This window comes from Curtobacterium sp. PhB190 (genome assembly GCF_004365385.1).
Lineage (GTDB): Bacteria > Actinomycetota > Actinomycetes > Actinomycetales > Microbacteriaceae > Curtobacterium.
In genome coordinates, this window is record NZ_SODN01000008.1 from 95100 (window position 1) to 113780 (window position 18681).

The following is an 18681-nucleotide window of genomic DNA, read 5'->3' on the forward strand; positions in this document are numbered from 1 at the left end:
GTGCGTCAGGCGCGAGCCGCCGCACGCAGCGCGCGGAGGTTCTCCTTGTCGGCACCGAGCGCCGTCAGCAGCAGGATGACCCCGACGATCGCGTGGAACACGTTGTCGGTGGTGTTCAGCGCGAAGATGTTCGCCGAGGTGTTCACGAAGACGAAGCCGTACACGGCCAGCACCACGAGCACGGCGCCGACGACCAGGTTGCCGTTCCGCGAACCGATGGTGGTGCCGAGCCCGGTGATGAGCAGGACCGCGGCGAGCAGCACCCAGATGAGGGCGAGCGGCGGGTTCACCCCGAAGGCGTTCCAGAGCATCCCGCCCTGGCGGCTGAAGAAGCCGGGGTCGCCGTCGGCGGCGAAGAAGAAGCCCAGGATGCCCCAGAGTGCGAGGACGCCACCGACCGTGAGCGCGAGCCCGCGGTTCGGTGAGGCGGTGATGCCCGGTTCCTTGATGGCCACTTCGGTCTCCTCCTCGTACACTGCCGACGCGACGTGCGTCAGTCCGGCGGTGCCCGCCGGACTGAGCGGCGCGGCACTGAGCGGCACAGCGCGGGATCCGCGGGTGACGGCCGCGCGGTTCCCAGCCTCCGGCCGGTGAGTCAACGGTATCGTGTCCGACCCCGACCGTCCGAATCGCAGCGCCGTCACCAGGCGTGCGACGAGACCGACGACGACCACTCCGAGGAGGACCAGCCCGGTGACCTTGACACCCGAGCGCAATGCACCGGAGTCGCGTGGACCGAGCGTCTCGCGGCGGTTGCGGTGGGGTGTGCTGGCGGCTCTGGGGTTCGTGATCGTGCCTTCCGTCTACGCGGCCGCGGTGCTGACGCCGGTGGGGCAGCGCATGGAGGACGCCGCCCTCGGCGGGGTCCGTGAGTCCGACCTGTTCAGCTCGGACACTGCGCTCAACGTCATCTCGGTGCCGGTGATCCTGTTGCTCGTTGTCGTGATCGTCGCGGTGGCGTTCGCCAGGCGACGGCTCTCGGTGGGGCTCGGCGCGGGTGCAGTGGTGCTCGCGTCGGCGGCCACCTCGACGCTCGTCAAGCGTATCGCCGAGCGCCCGGAGATCGCCCAGTCGACGACGCCGAACTCGTTCCCCTCGGGGCACGCGACCATCGCGCTGGCCGCGCTGTTCGCCGTCCTGATGGTCACGCCCCGTCGCTTCCGGCCGATCGTCACCCTGCTCGGTGCCGCCTACGCGGTCTTCGTCGCCAACCAGACGGTCGTCTACGGCTGGCACCGGGTGAGCGACATCATCGGGGCGTGCGCGATCGCGATGTTCTGGCTCGGCGTCGTCCGGGCGTTCGGGCCGAGGGTCGACCGGGGACTCCGAGGTGACCGGGACGGCCGTCGGGGACCGCGCCGGGTGGTCAGCGTCGTCCTGCTCGTCGCCACCGGGGTCACGCTGGCCGTCGGCGTCGCCGCGCTCGTCGTCGGCCTGACGGGGGACGGCGCTCACGACCACGCCGCGATCCTGATGGCCGGACGACTGGCCTCGAGCGCGAGCGTCCTGGCGGTGGTGACCGCGGTGTGGTTCCTCGACGGCATGCACCACGCGGCCCGGACCGACCCCGCAGCACTGTCCGCAGCTCGCTGACGCCTGGTGGGAATGCACCGGCGTACGCTACGTTGTACCAAGCAAGTCGATGCAAACGCATCGATATCGCGAAAGGCGGCGCATCATGCAGTTCGGCATCTTCACGGTCAGTGACGTGACGTGACGACCGACCCCACGACCGGCACCACGCCGGACGACACCCAGCGCGTCCGCGACATCCTCACGATCGCGCAGCACGCCGACCAGGCCGGACTCGACGTCTTCGCCACCGGCGAGCACCACAACCCACCGTTCGTCGCCTCGTCGCCGACCACGTTGCTGGCCTACCTCGCGGCGAAGACGAAGGACATCACGCTCTCGACGAGCACCACGCTCATCACCACGAACGACCCGGTGCGCATCGCCGAGGAGTACGCGATGCTCCAGGTGATCTCCGACGGCCGCATGGACCTCATGATGGGTCGCGGCAACACCGGCCCGGTCTACCCGTGGTTCGGGCAGGACATCCGCCAGGGCGTCAACCTGGCCATCGAGAACTACGCGCTCGTCCGCCAGCTCTGGGAGAACGACGTCGTCAACTGGCAGGGCAAGTTCCGCACGCCACTGCAGGGCTTCACCTCGACGCCGCGCCCCCTCGACGGCGTGCCCCCGTTCGTCTGGCACGGCTCGATCCGCACGCCCGAGATCGCGGAGCAGGCCGCGTACTACGGTGACGGCTTCTTCCACAACAACATCTTCTGGCCGATCCAGCACACCGAGCAGATGGTCGGGCTGTACCGCCAGCGCTTCGAGCACTACGGCCACGGCCGCGCGGACCAGGCCATCGTCGGTCTGGGCGGGCAGTTCTTCGCCCGGAAGAACTCGCAGGACGCGGTCAACGAGTTCCGGCCCTACTTCGACAACGCCCCGGTCTACGGCCACGGCCCCTCGATGGAGGACTTCGCCGCCCAGACCCCGCTCACGGTCGGTTCGCCGCAGCAGGTCATCGACCGGTACGCGGCCATGAAGGACCACGTCGGCCACTACCAGCGCCAGCTGTTCCTGGTCGACCACGCCGGGCTGCCGCTCAAGACCGTGCTCGAGCAGATCGACATCCTGGCCACGGACATCGTCCCCGAGCTCCGCAAGCTGAACGACGAGGGCCGTCCGTCCGACGTGCCGTCGAACCCGCCGAGCCACACGGAACGCGCCGCCGCGGCGCTCGCCGCCGGCACGGTCGGCAGCGACCACGTCGCCGCCGAGGACGAGTGGACGGGCGCCTCCGTCTGACGCTCCCAGCGCTCGGTTCGTGAGCAGGAATGGTCGAGTCCCGCGAGGTGACCCGACCTTTTCTGCTCACCATGCGGGGTGGGCGCGACCACAGGCGGACGGGAGGCACGGCGCCGGCTGGCACCGCGCCTCCCGTCCGCCCCGGCGCACGTCCACGGCGCGAGTCGCGAAAGCGACAGTCCTGCGGATGGCACTGCCGTCACCTTCGCGAAAGCGACAGTTGCCCGCCGATCATCGGCGGAGATCTGTCGCTTTCGCGAGCGGGGCGGCGGGCTCGGTGACCGGACGGGCCGGCACGAGCTTCAGGCCGACGACGCAGCCGACGATCCCGGCGATGAACAGCACGCGCAGCAGGGTGACGGGCTCGGCGCCGGTGGCCATGCCCCACAGCACCGTGAGCGCCGCTCCGGTGCCGGTCCACACGGCGTACGCGGTGCTGATCGGGATGTGCTTGAGGACGTAGCCGAACGCGCCCAGGCTGACCACGATCGTGATCGCGAACACGAGCGTCGGGCCGGGTCGGGTGAAGCCGTCGCTCTCGCCGAGGGCGGTCGCCCACACGGTCTCGAGCGTGGCGCTGAGGAACAGGGCGATCCAGGCCACCTCAGCTCACCACCTTGAGGCCGACGACGCAGGCGACCAGGCCGAACACGAGGCCGAGGCGTGCGAGCGACGCGGCTTCCTGCCGGCGCAGGATCGACACGACGACCGTCAGCGAGGCGCCGATGCCGACCCAGACGGCGTAGGCGGTGCCCACCGGGATCGACTTCATCGCGAACGCGAGCCCGACCATGCTCAGCGCCATGCCGGCGATGAACACGATCGTCGGCACGACCTTCTTGAAGCCGTTCGAGGCGCTCAGTGCGGTGGCCCAGACGGCCTCGAGCACGCCGCTCAGCACGAGGATGACCCATGCCATGACGATGTTCCCTTCGTTCGGTCGCATAGTCGCACGACTGTGCGATAACGACCTCGACGGTAGCACGAGTTCGTACGACTGTGCGAGTATGGCGTCGTGGCCAGGAGCATGGACGTCGAGCAGCGGCGCCGCACCGTGTCCGAAGCGGCGTGCCGGGTGCTCGCCCGCGACGGACTCGGGGCGCTGAGCGTCCGGAACGTCGCGGCGGAGGCCGGGCTGCCGCCGAGCACCGTCCGCTACACCTTCCCGACCCAGGCGAGCGTCCGGTCGCACGCGCTCGAGCTCGTGTTCGACGCGACCGCGGCCCGGATCGACGCCGTGCCCGCGGACCTGCGGGGCACGGCGTACGCGCACGCGGTCCTGCTCGAGCTCCTGCCCCTCGACGAGGAGCGACGCATCGAGCTCGACGTCTACCTGGGCCTCGGCACGGCGGCGCTGACCGACACCGAGCTGCGGCCGTTCCACGACCGGGTCGTCGACGAGATGCGGGAGTGGTGCGGGCGGCTCCTGCGGGCGCTCGGGGTGCCGGACGCCGACGTGCCCTACGAGACCCGGCGGCTGCACGCCCTGGTGGACGGGCTCGCGATGCACATCGTGCGGGTCGATCCCGGGGGTGACGCCTCGTGGGCGATCGACACGCTCGACCGGCACGTGGCGGGCATCGCCCGGGGCTGACTGCGGCACGGTGCGCTTGCACGGTGCCGGGTTCGCGGGCCGGTGCGGCGTTGTGGCTGGCGGTTGAGCACGTGCACGGTGCCGGGTCCGCGAACCCGTGCGTCGTTGGTGGCTCCGTGCGGCGCTCCAGGCCTGCACCGAGCGAGCAACCCTGCACGGGGTGAACGAACTCGCACGGTGCGCAGGCGGCCGCGCGCGGACCGCCACGCAGCACGCGTCGCCTATCCTTTCCGGGTGACGACGACCACGCCGCCGCAGCAGCGCTCCCGCTCCCGTTCCCTGACGGGCCCGGGCCTCGTGCTGCTCGCCGTCGTCGTGCTCCTGGGGATCCGGCTGCTGTCCCCGAGCATCGGGACCGCCGGCCTGCCGGACGTCGTGCAGGACTTCCTGACCCTGGCGATCAGCGTGGTGGTCGAGTCGCTGCCGTTCGTGGTGCTCGGCATCGTGCTGTCGATCGTCGTCGAGGTGTGGGTGCCGGTCGGTGCGCTCGAGAAGGTCCTGCCGCAGAACGCCTTCGGCCGCCGCGCCGTGATCTCGCTGATCGGCATGCTGTTCCCGGTGTGCGAGTGCGGGAACGTGCCGCTCGCCCGCGGCCTGATGATGCGCGGGTTCACCCCTGCCGAGGCCGTCACGTTCCTGGTCGCCGCCCCCATCCTCAACCCGCTCGTGATCATCAGCACCGCGCAGGCGTTCGGCTGGTCCGGCTGGATCCTGCCGGTCCGGATCGTCGGCGGCTTCGTGATCGCGAACCTGGTCGGCTGGATCGTCGCCGCACACCGCCGTCCGGCCGACCTGCTGCTGCCCGCGTTCGAGGCCCGCTGCCGCGCTGCGATCGGCGCACCACGGAGCCGGAACCGCTGGCGGGAGAGCGCCGCGCAGTTCGGCGGCGAGACCGCGACGATGATGCCGGCCCTGTTCGTCGGCGCCGGCCTGGCTGCGGCGATCCAGGTCGCGGTGCCCCGTTCCACGCTCGTCGCGATCGGCTCGAACCCGGTGCTGTCCGTCGCGGCGATGATGCTGCTCGCCATGACGGTGTCGCTCTGCTCGAACGTCGACGCGTTCTTCGCGCTGTCGTTCGCCTCGACGTTCCTGCCCGGGTCGATCACGGCCTTCCTGATCATCGGGCCGATCATCGACGTGAAGATGATCGCCCTGCTCCGCACGACGTTCCGGGTCCGGTTCCTGGTGCTGCTCGCCGTCGTGTGCGTGCTGTTCGCCGGCACCGTGGGATTGGTGATGAATGTCCTCGTCTGACGCACGCAGCAGCAATGCTCCGGCCTACCTCGGGCTCGGGTCCGTGCTGGCGGTCGCCCTGTGCACGCTCTGGCTCGCGCTGGTGGGCCACCTCGACCTGTACATCAACCCGCGGTACTCGGTGTTCACGATCGTGCTCGCCGCCGTCGCGGTACCCGCCTCGATTGCGGGCCTGGTGGTCATCGCACGCGGCCACGGCCACACGCACGGTGACGACGCGGACGAGCACGAGCACGAGCCGGACCACGACCACGGGCGGCGCGGGCCCGGCCGTGGTCGCGCCGTCCGCCTTGCCCTCGGCGGAGCGGCCGCGATCGTCACGGTCGGGGTCACCGTGTCGATGCTGGTCCTGCCCCCGACGACGCTGTCCGCCCGCACCGCGCAGCAGCGGAGCGTGGACTCGGCGACCCTGTCGAACGCGACGGGCTCCGAGGCGGCCGTCTCCCTGCTCGGCAGCGAGGGCGTCGACACCTCGGAGTACGGCGTCAAGGACTGGGCGGCGCTGATCCGGCAGACCACCGACACCACGGCCCTGGTCGGCAAGCAGGTACGGCTGTCCGGCTTCGTCGTGCCCGGCCAGGACGGCTCGTTCACCCTGACCCGGTTCGTGATCAGCTGCTGCGCCGTGGACGCCCAGCCAGTCGGCCTCGGCGTGGTGACCGAGGGCGGCGACCGTACCGAGGCGGAGCCCGACGAGGGGCAGTGGGTCACGGTGACCGGCGCACTCGCGGCGAACCCGGACCAGTCCGCCGACGCCCGCATCGTCATCAAGGCCGCGAAGGTCACCGAGATCGCGCAGCCGAAGGACCCGTATGAGTACTGAGATGGGCACGAGTACTGAGACGGGCACGAGTACTGAGCGCACCGACCGCCGCCCGGTCACGCGCCGGTTCCACCGCCGGTACCTCGCCGTCGTGCTCGTCCTGGCGGTCGTCGCCGCGCTCGCCGCCGTCGCCGGGTCGCAGCAGGGGCCGCGCCTGCGCGACGTGTCGTACGACGCCACCGGTCTGGTGTCGCGCCCGGCGCAGCGGGTGATCCTGACGGCGAACCAGGCGCTGCAGCAGGTGTCCGCCGCCGACGTCCGGGTCAGCCCCGCGGCCGCGCACACCGTGACCTCGAGCGGCAACACGATCGCGGTCGAGTTCGCCGGACCCCTGGCCTACGACCGCGACTACACGGTGACGGTCGCGAACGTCCGGGCTCCGGGGCAGCGTGCCACCGCGGACCTGACCGCCGCGATCCGCACCGGCAGTACCGACGTCCTCGCCCTCGTGCCGGGAGCCGACGGTGCGAAGGACCGCATCGTGCGCCGCTCCCTCGACGCCGGCGGTGCGACGACGGTGTACCAGGGCACGGACATCTCGGAGTACGCCCGGCTCGGACGGTCCCTGGTGGTGGTCAGCGGCAGCGACGCGAGCTCCTCGGTCGACGTGGTCGCGCTGTCCGGCGGGGTGCAGGACCCGGACGCCCCCGTCGAGCACCTCACCCTGCCGTCCTCGCACGGTCGGGTCACCGCGCTGCACGTCGCCGACGACGCGGCCTCGTTCGGGTTCGAGTACGCCGACACGTCCACCGGGCAGTCGCGGAACACCGGTCTGTACGTGGTCGACATGACGGGCACGCACCTGCCCACCGCGATCGCCGAGGACGGGAAGCCGCAGACGGGCGCCGTGCCGATGACGGTCGGGCAGTGGGCCTACGTGCCCCGGACCGAGAGCGCCCTGGTGCGGACGGGAAGCGACGACCTGGTGCTCGTCGACATGAGCGGCCGCGCCGACCCCGTCCGGCTCGGCAGCGCCACGTACCTGCATGGCTTCGTCGGCTCGGGCACCACGGCCGTCGTCGAGACCGGCACGGGCATCGAGCGCCTCGACCTGACCGACGGCGCGAAGACGGCGCTGCGGGCGCCGGCCGCGAGCACCGACGCGGCGGTGCTCGGCAGGATCGCCCCGCTGACGGACGACACGTACCTGCGCGTGCTGGGGGACGTGCGGTCGGACGGGACCGTCTCGGCACGGATCGTGCGCGTGGACGGTGGGCGGGCCTCCCGGCTGCCGGTGACCATCCCCGACGACGCGAGCGTCACGGCGGTCTGCCCGTCTCCGAACGGTCAGTTCGTCGCGGTTGCGACGAAGTCGGCGACCGACGAGCTGGTGAGCATCGTCGACGCGACCTCCGGTGCGCTCGAGGCGAGCATCGACGCGGGTTCCGTCGACTGGTGCGGCGCGCTGCCGTCCGGCGACGAGGTCGGCTGACGGCCCGACGGACAGGCGGACAGACGGGAGGCCCGTTGCCGGCTGGCAACGGGCCTCCCGTCTCGCAAGTGGTGCCGACTACGCCAGCGTGGCCGCGTCGATCACGAAGCGGTAGCGGACGTCCGAGGACAGGACGCGCTCGTAGGCCTCGTTGATCTGGTCGGCGCTGATGAGCTCGGTCTCCGGCAGGATGTCGTGCTCGGCGCAGAAGTCCAGCATCTCCTGGGTCTCGCGGATGCCGCCGATGGCGGACCCGGCCCAGCTGAGCCGGCGCGGGATCAGGGCGAACGCCGGGACCTCGAGCGGCTCGGACGGAGCGCCGACGTTGACGAGCGTGCCGTCGACCTTGAGCAGGCCGAGGTACGAGCCCATCGGGATCTTCGCCGACACGGTGTTGATGATGAGCTCGAAGGAGTTCGCGAGCTTCTCGAACGTCTCCGGGTCCTTCGTCGCGTAGTGGGCCTTCGCGCCGTAGCGGAGCGAGTCGGCTTCCTTCGACGTGGTCTGCGACAGGACGGTGACCTCGGCGCCCAGGGCGACGGCGATCTTGACGGCCATGTGGCCGAGGCCGCCCATGCCGATGACGGCGACCTTCGTGCCGGGGCCGGCCTTCCAGTGGTGCAGCGGCGAGTAGGTGGTGATGCCGGCGCAGAGCAGCGGCGCGACCTTCTCGATGTCGAGCGACTCGGGGACGCGGAGGACGAAGTCCTCGTTCACGACGATCGCCTGCGAGTAGCCGCCCTGGGTGATCGAGCCGTCGGCCGGGTCGACGCTCGTGTACGTGCCGATGTTGCCCTTGAGACAGTACTGCTCCTCGCCGGCGACGCAGTTCTCGCACTCGCCGCAGGAGTTCACCATGCAGCCGACGCCGACGCGGTCGCCGACCTGGTGCTTGGTGACGTTCTCGCCGACGGCGGAGACGTGGCCGACGATCTCGTGGCCGACGACCTGCGGGTACTGGATCTGGCCCCACTCACCGCGGACGGTGTGGATGTCCGAGTGGCAGATGCCGGCGTAGGCGATGTCGATCTCGACGTCGTTCGCTCCGACGTCACGACGGGTGATGGTGGTCTTGACGAGCGGCTCGGTCGCTGACGGTGCCGCGTACGCGTTGACGGTGCGCAATGATCTCCTCGTGGGGGTGCGTTGCGGGCCGGTTCCGGCCCGGAACCAGTCTGATGGAGCGCGCCACAGCGTGGGAGGTTCCAATGGGGCTCCCCAGTGCGGGAATCGGAGTGGTCAGGCCAGCCGTGCGAGGCGCTGGCCCGCGATCGTGGCGAAGCGCAGCGGGTCGGCCAGGGCGTCGTCCGGCTCGCCGGTGGTCTGCGTGGCGAGGACGGTGAGCGAGGCGGCGGCGGCGTAGTCGTCGAGCGAGGCCTCGATCGCGCCGGCGACGAGCATCGACCGGGCGCCGGGGGCGTGCGTCGCCGTGAGTGACCGCACCACCGACGGGACCTTGCCGGCGGCGGACTGGCCGTCGTACCGGCCCTCGCCGCTGATCACGACGTCGGCGCCGGTGATCCGGTCGGCCAGCCCGAGTACCTCGGCGATGCCGTCCGCGCCGCGGGCCAGGGTCGCACCCCAGACGAGCAGGCCGAAGCCGACGCCACCCGCGGCACCGGCGCCGGGGGTCGCGGGGTCCACCGAAGGGAACCGTGCGGCCCAGGCGGCCAGCAGGTCGTCGAAGGATGCGACCCGCGAGGGCTCGATCCCCTTCTGCGGCCCGAAGACCGCGGCGGCGCCGGTCTGGCCGAGCAGGGGAGAGGTCACGTCGGTCAGGACGGTGACGCCGAGCGACGGCAGGGCACGCAGCGTGCCGCGGTCACCGTCGTAGCCGAGCGCCTCGAGCACGGGCCGACCGCCGTCGGTCGAGGCGCTGCCGCCGATGCCGAGCACGAGCCCCGTGGCGCCGGCGTCGAGCGCGGCGGCGATCGCCTCGCCGAACCCCCGGCTCGTCGCGGTGTCCGGCAGGAGTTCGTCGAGCAGCGGCAGACCGCTCGTCGCCGCGAGCTCCACCACCGCACGGCCGTCGGGCAGCGTGAGCCACCACGTCTCGACGGGGGTGCCGGCGGGCCCGGTCACGGTGACGGGGACCCGGACCGCACCGGGGACCGCGGTCGCGAAGGCATCGAGGGTGCCCTCGCCGCCGTCGGCCATCGGCACGAGCACCACGTCGTCGTCGGGGCGTTCGGTCAGCCAGCCGTCGCGGACCGCCTGGGCGACGGACGCCGCGGTCGCGGTGCCCTTGAACGAGTCCGGAGCCACCACGATGCGCACGGGACCACCGTAGTGGGGAGACGGCGACACGTGCTGGACAAGGTAGGCAAGGCTCACCTAAGTTAACGGTTAGGTGAGGCTCACCTAACTTCACGAACCAGCACTCGGGATCATCTCCATGTCGTCACTCCGTCGCGCCCTCACGGCCGCAGCGTCCGCCCTCGTCGTCCTCGCCGTGGCGACCGGCTGCACCGGCGGCGGCGCCGGCACCGCGGGTGCGACGCACGCGGCGGGTCGCGGGACGAGCGCGACGGACCCGGCCGCGAGCCTCCAGGCCATCGCCCCGGTGACCGACGCGAAGGACGTGACCGGCGAGCGCACCGCGACCCTGGCGACGGACCTGCCGCCGACGGCGAGCACGGTGGACGAGCCCGAGCTGCCCGTCACCGTCACCGACAACCAGGACACCGAGGTGACCGTCACGAGCGCGGACCGGATCCTCGCGCTCGACATCTCCGGCACGCTGTCCTCCACCGTGTACGGCCTCGGCCTGGGGGACCACCTGGTCGGACGGGACGTCTCGACCGGCTTCGCGGGCACCGAGGACCTGCCGCTCGTCACCCAGAACGGCCACGAACTCTCCGCCGAGGCGATCCTCGCGCTCCGCCCGACCGTGCTGCTGACCGACACCTCGCTCGGCCCGTGGGACGTCGTGCTGCAGATCCGGAAGGCCGGCGTCCCCGTCGTCGTCCTGGACCCGCACCGGGACACCACGAACACCGACGCGATCATCGAGCAGGTCGCGACCGCGCTCGGCGTCCCGGCGACCGGCGACCGCCTGGCCGCCGAGGTGCACGCGCAGGAGCAGGCCGTCGCCGCGCAGGTGGCCCGGATCGCGCCGTCGGCTCGCGCCGACAAGCTGAAGATGGTGTTCCTGTACGTGCGGGGTAACGCCGGGATCTACTACCTGTTCGGCAGCGAGTCCGGCGCCGACTCGCTCATCGACGCCGTCGGCGGGCGGGACGTCGCGACGGAACAGGACTGGACGGGCATGCGCCCCGTCAACGCCGAGGCACTCGTCGCGATGCAGCCGGACCTCGTCATCATGATGACCAAGGGCCTCGAGTCCGTCGACGGCGTCGACGGCCTGCTCCAGCGGGTCCCCGCGATCGCGAAGACGCCCGCGGGCGAGCACCGCCGCATCGTGGACATGGCGGACACGACGGTGATGAGCTTCGGGCCGCGCACGCCCGAGATCGTGGCCGCGTTGGCCGCGGCGATCTACGGTCCGGCGGACGCCTCGTGACCATCCGGGAGGAACGGATCGCGCCCGCCATGCACGTCCCCGCCGCACCGGCGGTCACGTCCAGGTCGCGGGCCGGCCGCATCGCGCTCCTCACCATCGGGCTCGTGGTGGCGCTCGTCGTCGCGACGCTGGTGTCGGCGAGCGTCGGGCAGCTCGGGATCTCGCCCGCCGAGGTGCTCCGGACCGTCGGCCGGTCGCTCGGGCTGCCCGTGGACGGTCCCGCCGACGACCTCGTCACCCAGGCGCTGTGGACGATCCGGTTCCCGCGCGTGGTGATGGCCCTGCTGATCGGTGCCGCGCTCGCCGCAGCCGGTGTGCTCATGCAGGCCGTGTTCGCGAACCCCCTGGCCGACCCCGGCGTCGTCGGGGTGTCCGGTGGCGCGGCGTTCGGGGCCTGCGCCTCGATCGTGTTCGGCCTGCAGTTCGCCGGGTACTGGACGACGCCGCTGATGGCCTTCGCCGCTGGGCTGGTCGCGACGCTGCTCGTCTACGGGCTGTCCCGTGCCGGTGGCCGGACCGAGGTCGTCACACTCCTGCTCACCGGCATCGCCGTGAACGCGTTCACCGGCGCGGGGCTCGCCTTCCTGACGTTCCTCGGCGACCAGCAGGCGCGCGAGCAGATCGTGTTCTGGCAGCTCGGGTCCCTGAACGGCTCGATGTGGGACCAGGCAGCAGCGATCGCCCCCGTCATCGGAGCGGGCCTCGTCGGCGCCGTCGTGCTGACGCGTTCGCTCGACCTGCTCGCCCTCGGTGACCGGGCCGCGCGGCACGTCGGGGTGCGGGTCGAGGCCGTCCGGGTCGTCGCGATCGTCGTGGTCGCGCTGCTCGTCGGCGCAGCGGTCGCGTTCGCCGGCATCATCGCGTTCGTCGGGCTCGTCGTCCCGCACCTGATGCGGATGGTCATCGGCCCGGCACACGGCCCGCTGCTGCTGGTCTCGACGCTCGGCGGCGCCCTGCTCCTGACGATCGCCGACCTGCTCGCGCGCACCCTGGTGCCGTACGCGGACCTGCCGATCGGCATGCTGACCTCGCTCGTCGGCGGACCCTTCTTCTTCTGGCTCCTGCGCCGTGCCCGCCGACGGTCGGGAGGCTGGGCATGATCGAGACGAGCGCTGTCGGCGCCGTGGTCGCCTCCGGGATCGGCGTCGTCATCGACGGACGACCGCTGCTCGCCGACGTCGACCTGACCGTGCGCGCGGGCGAGGTCCTGGCGCTCGTCGGTCCGAACGGCGCCGGCAAGTCGACCCTGCTCCGGGCGATCGCCGGTGACCTCGCGCACAGCGGCACGGTCGCGATCGACGGCGTGCGCACCGGCGGCGAAGCACCGCTCGCGACCGCTCGTCGGCGTGCCGTGCTCGAGCAGGACACCGCCGTGGCCTTCGGGTTCCGGGTCGGTGAGGTCGTCCGGATGGGCCGTGCTCCGTGGCGGGGGACCCCGCGAGCGGTCGACGACGACACCGTGGTCGCGCGGGTGCTCGACCAGGTCGAACTCGCCGACCGGATCGACCAGGCGTTCCCCTCGTTGTCGGGCGGGGAACGCGCCCGGGCCTCGTTCGCCCGGGTCCTGGCGCAGTCGACCCCGGTGCTCCTGCTCGACGAACCGACCGCCGCCCTCGACCTGCGGCACCAGGAGGCCGTGCTGGCCGTCGCCCGCGCACACGCCCGGGCCGGTGGCGCCGTCGTCGTGGTGCTCCACGACCTGAGCCTCGCCGGGGCGTACGCCGATCGCGTCGCCATGCTCGCCGGCGGCCGGATCGTCGCCGACGGCACCCCGACCGACGTCCTGACCGCCGACCGCATCGGCACCGTCTACCGGCACCCGGTCACCGTCGTGCCCGACCCGAACACCGGCACGCCCGTCGTCGTGCCGTCCCGAACCCTCCAGGAGGCCTCCTCGTGACCACCCGCACCCGCCCGCTGCGGCTCGCGCTCGCCGGACTGCTCGTCGCGCTCAGTGCCGGGGGAGCCGCCCTGGTGGGCGTCGCCCCCGCATCGGCAGCCGGCCGTGTCAGCGTCGCGATCGATGGGCACCCCGAGGTCACGAACCAGGTCGACTCGACGTACCTGACGACGCTGCGCCTGAGCGGTTCCGGGTTCCAGGGCATCAAGAACGGGTACGGCGGCATCTACGTGGCGTTCGGCACCGTGAACGGCACCTGGCAGCCGAGCAAGGGCGGGGCGACGGGCGCGGACTACAGCTACGTGCCCGACGACGAGTCGAACCCCACCGGGTACCTCGACTTCGTGGCCTTCGAGGGCAGCACCACCGCGTCGGCGGCGAACGGCGGCACGGTCGACTCCGCCACGGGCACCTGGTCCGCGACCCTCAAGGTCCCCGGTTCGACGTTCCAGGCGCTCGACCGGAACGGCGCCGCGAAGACCGTCGACTGCACGGTCGTGCAGTGCGGGATCATCACGATCGGTGCGCACGGCGTCGCGAACGCGAACAACGAGTCGTTCACACCCGTCTCCGTGCAGAACCTGTACGGCAGCGGCGGCACGCTGGCCGGTGGCGGCACCAGGGCGACCACCGGGCAGGCGCCGGCCGACACGACGGACGCGGGCAGTGCCTCCCGTCCGTCCGCCGAGCCGACGTCCGAGGCGAGCGCCGACACCCGCGCGGCCACGAAGCCGTCCGCGCGGTCGACGACGAAGCCGAGCGCCACCGCGGAGCCGACCGCGTCGGCGACCCCCACCGTGCCGGCCGGGGCGACCGCATCGGCGGTGGCGGCCGCGGCTGCCGACGGCTCCGCGGGCGGGATCGACCCGAGCGTCCTGCGGATCGTCCTCGGCGGCCTGTCCGCGCTCGTCGTGGCCGTCGCGGCGCTCGTCGTCTTCGCGATCGTGCACTCCCGCCGCACCGCACGACGCACCGCGACCGACGTCGCGCCGTAGGACCACCGGACCCGGGTGCTCACAGGGGGCGCCCACATCGAGAGGGAAACACGAACATGACACGAATCGCACGCTCGTTCGGGATCACGCTGGCGGCAGGGGTCGCCGCGGTCGGGATCGCCGTCCTGCCCGCGGTCAGCGCGTCCGCGGCCACCGCGGTCACGAACGACTACGGCGCCAGCCTGTCCGTCAGCGGTCCGGCCTCGGTCGTCACCGACGGCCCGGGGGCGCTCCACGGCGTCTCGGACGGCAGCGTCACGGTCACCGGCAGCGGCTTCGACGGGGACGCGCAGGGGCGCGGCTTCGGCGTCTACGTCGTCTACGGGCCCAAGCAGGCGGACTACGCCACCAACTCCGGCTGGTTCGGCTCCGCCCAGTGGGTGTCGAAGAGCGCGTTCACGGCCGGCGGCGGCTTCACCACGACGATCGACGTCGCGAAGTCCTACACCGCGGACCCGCACCACACCGGCGACGCGGCCGCGACCGTCAGCTGCGACTACGACGCCACGAAGACCGCGACCGCCAACGCTGCCCTCGGGCAGTACGAGTGCTTCGTCCAGACGTTCTCGGCGCACGGCGTCACGAACGACCCGGTCGACCTCGACGAGGTCCAGGTCCCCGTCACCTGGTGACCATCGCGGTGCCCCGGGTCCGCCCGGGGCACCGTCTCCCCACACTCGCACCACCCGACCCGAGGAACCGATGCACACCCAGACCAGACCGGCCCGTCGCCTCCGCGCGCTCAGCGCCACCGTCGCCGCGATCATCGGCCTGACGGCGGCCGTCGCCGGCACCGTGCCCACCGCGGCGACCGCCGCCACCGCGGCCACCGCGGCCTCGGGCCCGAGCACGCCCGTCACGGGCGGCACGCTCGACTGGGGGTTCAAGCAGTCGTTCCGGAACTACGTGCCGGCCGCAGGGCAGTCGGTGTCCGGCGGTGCGTCGAAGAACGCCGACGGCACGTTCCGGTTCGCCGCGTCGGGCGGCAGCTACGACCCCGGCACGCGGAAGCTCACCGTCACGGGTTCCGGTGCCGCGGTGTTCGACTACCGGGCGCACACGTTCGTGATCTCGCTGCGCGACCCGGCGATCGAGCTCACGCCGACCACCGGCACCCTGACCGCCGGGGTCGACGTGCGGCTGGTGGACCCGACGACCGGTGCCACGACGTCCGACCCGGGGACGAAGCGCATCGCGTTCGCGACGATCGACGTCACCAAGGGCACCCGATCGGTCACCGACGGGGAGTACTCGTGGACCGGCCTGCCCACCACGATCACCGCGGCGGGTGCAGCGGCCTTCGCAGCCGACGTCACCGGCGGCGGCAACCCGACCCAGTTCTACGCCGCGGGCACCGCGCTGGACCCGCTCTCGGTCGCCGTGGCGGGCGACTGGGCCGCCGAGGGCACCGACGGTGACGGCGGCGCCGACGGCGACCAGGGGTTCAGCGACCCCGGCGTCCAGGGACTCGTGAGCACCGGCGTGCAGACCACGGTCGGTGACAGCACGATCGGCCGGGTCACCACGGTGGTGCGGGACGCCGCGCGCGCCCTGAACGTCGTGCAGATACCGGCTGCCGGAACCGCCAAGGCAAGTTACTTCGTCGTAGACGACGACGGCAAGCGCGTCGCCGGGCCGATCGACCCCGGTGTCGCCACCTCGAAGCCGAGCGTCGACCCGTCCACCGGGAACATCGTCGCGACCGCGTCGTTGCCCGCCGCGGAGTTCGGCGGCACCGGCGCGAACGTCCAGGGCTGGGTCGTCGTCGAACGCGGCACGGACGCCGCCTACCGGGACGTCGTGCACGTGAAGCCGTCCGTCGCGGTGCCCGCCGCCAAGGCGTTCACGATCGACCCCGCCGACGGCTCGATCGTCGCGCAGGTCGCCCCGGCCGCGAACGGCGGGTCCGCGGGGCTGCTGCGGGTGGCCGCGGTCGGAGCGGGAGCGGGTGCTGGTTCTGGTTCGGGTGGCTCTGGTTCTGGTTCTGGTTCTGGTTCGGGTGCGGTGACCGAGGTCGGCACCAGCCCCGCTGGCGGGACCGTCCGCGCCGTCACCCGCACGGCCACCCTGATCGGCTCGGTCACCGGGACGATCTCGTCGGTCGGCGTCGACTGGACCGGCGAGCGCGCCGTCGTCTTCGACCAGGCCGCCGCCCTCGCCCGCGTCGTCGCCCTCGACACCGGGGCCTCGGTCGCCGACGTGTCGATCGGCGCCACCGCGACGTCCGGGGCCACCGGCGGGACCGTCGTCGACTCCCGGGGCCGGGCGTGGTGGAGCAACGACGGCGACGCCACGCTCCGAGCCGTCTCCCTGCGCGGGACCCCGGCCGTGACGACCTCGATCGACCGGGTCGGCGGTGCCGCGTACCTGGCCGTCGACGAGTCCGCGAAGCGCCTCTGGGTGTCCGCCGCCGGCAGCACCGACACCGGCAACGTCGTCCGCGCCTACGCGATCGACGGCAGCACCGCGCCCACGCTCGGTGCCGAGTACCAGCCCGGCACCACCTACACCGGCGACCCGATCGTGGTCGCCGCCGACGGCCGCGCGGTGGTCGGCGTCGTGAACGCCGCGACCGACGCCGCCGACCAGGGGCTCCGCACGTTCACGGTCGTGACCACCCCGACCATCACGGCGCAGCCGGCCGACGCCGCCGTGACGCTGACCGGCGCGACCACCGGAACCGACGGCAGCACGACCCCCGCCACGCCGCAGCAGGTGTCCTTCGCGGTCACCACGACCGGGACCCCGACGCCCACCGTGCAGTGGCAGCAGCACACCCCGTCCGGCTGGGCCGACCTGCAGGACGGCCCCTCGGTCGCCGGCGCGACGACCAGCACACTCCGCATCACGGCCACCGAAGGGCTGAACGGCGACCGGTACCGCGCGGTCGCCACGAACGTCCTCGGTGCGACCGTCGTCGGTCGGGTCGCCTCGGACACCGCGACCCTGCGCGTCACCGTGCAGGCGCCGACGAACCCGGGCGGCGGCACCGGCGGCGGGGGAACGGGCGGCGGCGGCACCGGCGGCGGGTCGACCGTGGTCGGTGCGGACGGGTCGATCACCGGGGCGGAGAACGCCCGGGGTGCCTCGACGAACGTGCGGCCGGCCACCGGCCTCTCGACCGCCGCGGCGGGCACGAAGCTCACCGTGACCGGCTCCGGCTTCACGAAGAACACCAACGGCTCAGGGTTGTACGTGCTGTTCGGGTACGTCACGAAGCACCCGAGCGCCGGGGGAGCGGCCGGCGCGGGCTACGACTACGTCCCCGGGTCCGGCGGCACCGGGCAGGACGGCCAGGGCTTCGTCGCCTGGCCCGACAACACCGGCACCGGCGCCGCAGCGACCGCGAAGTTCAGCGGCACGAAGAACGCCGGCTTCACGCAGGGCGGCGTCATCGCGCGCTCCACCTTCACCGGCCAGTCGACGAAGCGTGTCGACTGCCTGTCCGGGGCCGTGCAGTGCGGGGTCCTGACCATCGGTGCGCACGGCGCCGCCGACGCTGCGCTCGAGACCTTCACACCGGTGTACTTCGCCGGACAGACGGTCCCCGGCACCCTGCCGACCGGTCCGACCACGGGTGGTGGTACCGGCGGCAACGGCGGCACGGTGATCCAGCCGCCCGTCGTGCAGCTGCCGCCGGCCGCCACAGCACCGACCATCACGAACGCCTCGGACACGGCGCCGACGGCCGCGCCGACCGCAGCGCCGCGGAACACCGCCGCCCAGCCCCGGAACAGCGCGAAGGCCCCCTCGGCCGCCGAGCCGCCCACGGCCCCCGCCGCGGACTCCGACGAGCTGGCACGCAAGATCGAAGCCGGCGACATCACGACCGTCGCGGCCGCCGACGCCGGGATCCCCGACGAGGTCACCGCCGGTGACCAGCTCGAGCTCCGCCTGCCGTGGACGGGCGACGACGAGGGCGGGAGCGTGTGGACCTACTCCGAACCGGTGCAGGGCGACGACTTCACCGTCGAGGACGGCACAGCCACCGCCACGGTCGACACCACGGGCCTGGAGGTCGGCGACCACCACGTCGTGCTCGTCGGTGACCAGGGAACGGTCGTCGCGGTGCCGTTCTCGGTGACCGACGGCGTCGAGGCGGTCACCGAGCAGGCCGACGGGTCGGTCGCCGCCGCGGCCGCGTCCGACGGGAGCAGCGGCGGGGGGATGTCCACCGAGACGCTGCTGCTCGTCGTGATCGGGTTCCTCGCCGGGCTCGTCGTGCTGGCGATCGGGCTCGTGGTGCTGCTGCTGACCGGGGTGCTGCAGGTGCGGACCCGTCGCACGCCGCGGGGGGCATCGGCTGCGGCGGGCGTCTGACGCCGGCGTCGTGCGAC

16 protein-coding genes and 1 pseudogene are annotated in these 18681 nt (G+C 72.6%); 12 read left to right on the forward strand and 5 right to left on the reverse strand.

The annotated features are described in order from the left end of the window. Positions 1-5: 5 nt before the first annotated feature. A complete protein-coding gene (locus tag EDF47_RS19900) occupies positions 6-455 on the reverse strand; it encodes a DUF4383 domain-containing protein (RefSeq protein WP_165901145.1) in 450 nt (149 codons plus the stop codon). A 238-nt stretch (positions 456-693) separates the two neighbouring features. Here EDF47_RS19900 and EDF47_RS14425 point away from each other — a divergent pair, with 238 nt between their 5' ends. Beyond that, on the forward strand, positions 694-1593 hold the full coding sequence (locus EDF47_RS14425) for a phosphatase PAP2 family protein (RefSeq protein WP_123937365.1): 900 nt from the start codon (positions 694-696) through the stop codon (positions 1591-1593). Between the two features lie 85 nt (positions 1594-1678). Further along, a pseudogene (locus tag EDF47_RS14430) lies at positions 1679-2823 on the forward strand (CE1758 family FMN-dependent luciferase-like monooxygenase). Positions 2824-3054: 231 nt separating this feature from the next. Here the strand turns inward: EDF47_RS14430 and EDF47_RS14435 are convergent. Both EDF47_RS14435 and EDF47_RS14440 read right to left on the reverse strand, forming a co-directional pair. Then, positions 3055-3426, reverse strand: a complete 372-nt coding sequence (locus EDF47_RS14435; protein ID WP_131881334.1) for a multidrug efflux SMR transporter — start codon at positions 3424-3426, stop codon at positions 3055-3057. Position 3427: 1 nt separating this feature from the next. After that, on the reverse strand, positions 3428-3742 hold the full coding sequence (locus EDF47_RS14440; RefSeq protein WP_123293830.1) for a multidrug efflux SMR transporter: 315 nt from the start codon (positions 3740-3742) through the stop codon (positions 3428-3430). A 96-nt stretch (positions 3743-3838) separates the two neighbouring features. On the opposite strand from EDF47_RS14440, the gene EDF47_RS14445 reads away from it, so the two are divergent. The 4 genes from EDF47_RS14445 (at position 3839) to EDF47_RS14460 (ending at position 7926) form a co-directional block, all read left to right on the forward strand. Next, positions 3839-4417 (forward strand): TetR family transcriptional regulator C-terminal domain-containing protein, encoded by a 579-nt coding sequence (locus EDF47_RS14445; protein ID WP_165932435.1) that lies wholly within the window; start codon positions 3839-3841, stop codon positions 4415-4417. Between the two features lie 234 nt (positions 4418-4651). Further along, entirely contained in the window at positions 4652-5671 is a 1020-nt protein-coding gene (locus EDF47_RS14450; RefSeq protein ID WP_133937531.1) for a permease, read from the forward strand. Further along, positions 5658-6494, forward strand: coding sequence for a TIGR03943 family protein (locus tag EDF47_RS14455; RefSeq protein ID WP_133937529.1), 837 nt, complete (start codon positions 5658-5660; stop codon positions 6492-6494). Before EDF47_RS14450 ends, EDF47_RS14455 begins: the two co-directional genes overlap by 14 nt. Then, the gene (locus EDF47_RS14460; protein WP_133937527.1) at positions 6484-7926 is read left to right on the forward strand and encodes a hypothetical protein; all 1443 of its coding nucleotides are present in this window, start codon (positions 6484-6486) and stop codon (positions 7924-7926) included. The genes EDF47_RS14455 and EDF47_RS14460 overlap by 11 nt, the downstream gene beginning before the upstream one ends. A gap of 78 nt (positions 7927-8004) precedes the next feature. On the opposite strand, the gene EDF47_RS14465 is transcribed toward EDF47_RS14460, so the two are convergent. Next, entirely contained in the window at positions 8005-9051 is a 1047-nt protein-coding gene (locus EDF47_RS14465) for an NAD(P)-dependent alcohol dehydrogenase (RefSeq protein ID WP_111085390.1), read from the reverse strand. A gap of 114 nt (positions 9052-9165) precedes the next feature. Then, positions 9166-10203, reverse strand: coding sequence for a glycerate kinase (locus tag EDF47_RS14470; RefSeq protein ID WP_133937525.1), 1038 nt, complete (start codon positions 10201-10203; stop codon positions 9166-9168). A 118-nt stretch (positions 10204-10321) separates the two neighbouring features. On the opposite strand from EDF47_RS14470, the gene EDF47_RS14475 reads away from it, so the two are divergent. From EDF47_RS14475 to EDF47_RS14500, 6 genes are all read left to right on the forward strand, one after another. Then, entirely contained in the window at positions 10322-11449 is a 1128-nt protein-coding gene (locus EDF47_RS14475; protein WP_133937523.1) for an ABC transporter substrate-binding protein, read from the forward strand. Between the two features lie 29 nt (positions 11450-11478). Then, positions 11479-12549: an iron ABC transporter permease gene (locus tag EDF47_RS14480; RefSeq protein WP_133937575.1), complete on the forward strand. Its 1071-nt coding sequence runs from the start codon at positions 11479-11481 to the stop codon at positions 12547-12549. Continuing rightward, positions 12546-13349 (forward strand): heme ABC transporter ATP-binding protein, encoded by an 804-nt coding sequence (locus EDF47_RS14485; protein WP_131844759.1) that lies wholly within the window; start codon positions 12546-12548, stop codon positions 13347-13349. Before EDF47_RS14480 ends, EDF47_RS14485 begins: the two co-directional genes overlap by 4 nt. Next, a complete protein-coding gene (locus EDF47_RS14490) occupies positions 13346-14344 on the forward strand; it encodes a hypothetical protein (protein ID WP_133937521.1) in 999 nt (332 codons plus the stop codon). Before EDF47_RS14485 ends, EDF47_RS14490 begins: the two co-directional genes overlap by 4 nt. A 56-nt stretch (positions 14345-14400) precedes the next feature. Further along, positions 14401-14976, forward strand: a complete 576-nt coding sequence (locus tag EDF47_RS14495) for a hypothetical protein (protein WP_133937519.1) — start codon at positions 14401-14403, stop codon at positions 14974-14976. 70 nt (positions 14977-15046) lie between these two features. Beyond that, positions 15047-18664, forward strand: a complete 3618-nt coding sequence (locus EDF47_RS14500) for an HtaA domain-containing protein (RefSeq protein ID WP_133937517.1) — start codon at positions 15047-15049, stop codon at positions 18662-18664. Positions 18665-18681: the final 17 nt, after the last annotated feature.

Bases quoted from the DNA above. Each gene is read 5' to 3' on its own strand.
- EDF47_RS14440 (WP_123293830.1), bottom strand. From the start codon at position 3,742: ATGGCATGGGTCATCCTCGTGCTGAGCGGCGTGCTCGAGGCCGTCTGG.
- EDF47_RS14455 (WP_133937529.1), top strand. From the start codon at position 5,658: ATGTCCTCGTCTGACGCACGCAGCAGCAATGCTCCGGCCTACCTCGGG.
- EDF47_RS14460 (WP_133937527.1), top strand. From the start codon at position 6,484: ATGAGTACTGAGATGGGCACGAGTACTGAGACGGGCACGAGTACTGAG.
- EDF47_RS14475 (WP_133937523.1), top strand. From the start codon at position 10,322: ATGTCGTCACTCCGTCGCGCCCTCACGGCCGCAGCGTCCGCCCTCGTC.
- EDF47_RS14480 (WP_133937575.1), top strand. From the start codon at position 11,479: ATGCACGTCCCCGCCGCACCGGCGGTCACGTCCAGGTCGCGGGCCGGC.
- EDF47_RS14485 (WP_131844759.1), top strand. From the start codon at position 12,546: ATGATCGAGACGAGCGCTGTCGGCGCCGTGGTCGCCTCCGGGATCGGC.
- EDF47_RS14495 (WP_133937519.1), top strand. From the start codon at position 14,401: ATGACACGAATCGCACGCTCGTTCGGGATCACGCTGGCGGCAGGGGTC.
- EDF47_RS14500 (WP_133937517.1), top strand. From the start codon at position 15,047: ATGCACACCCAGACCAGACCGGCCCGTCGCCTCCGCGCGCTCAGCGCC.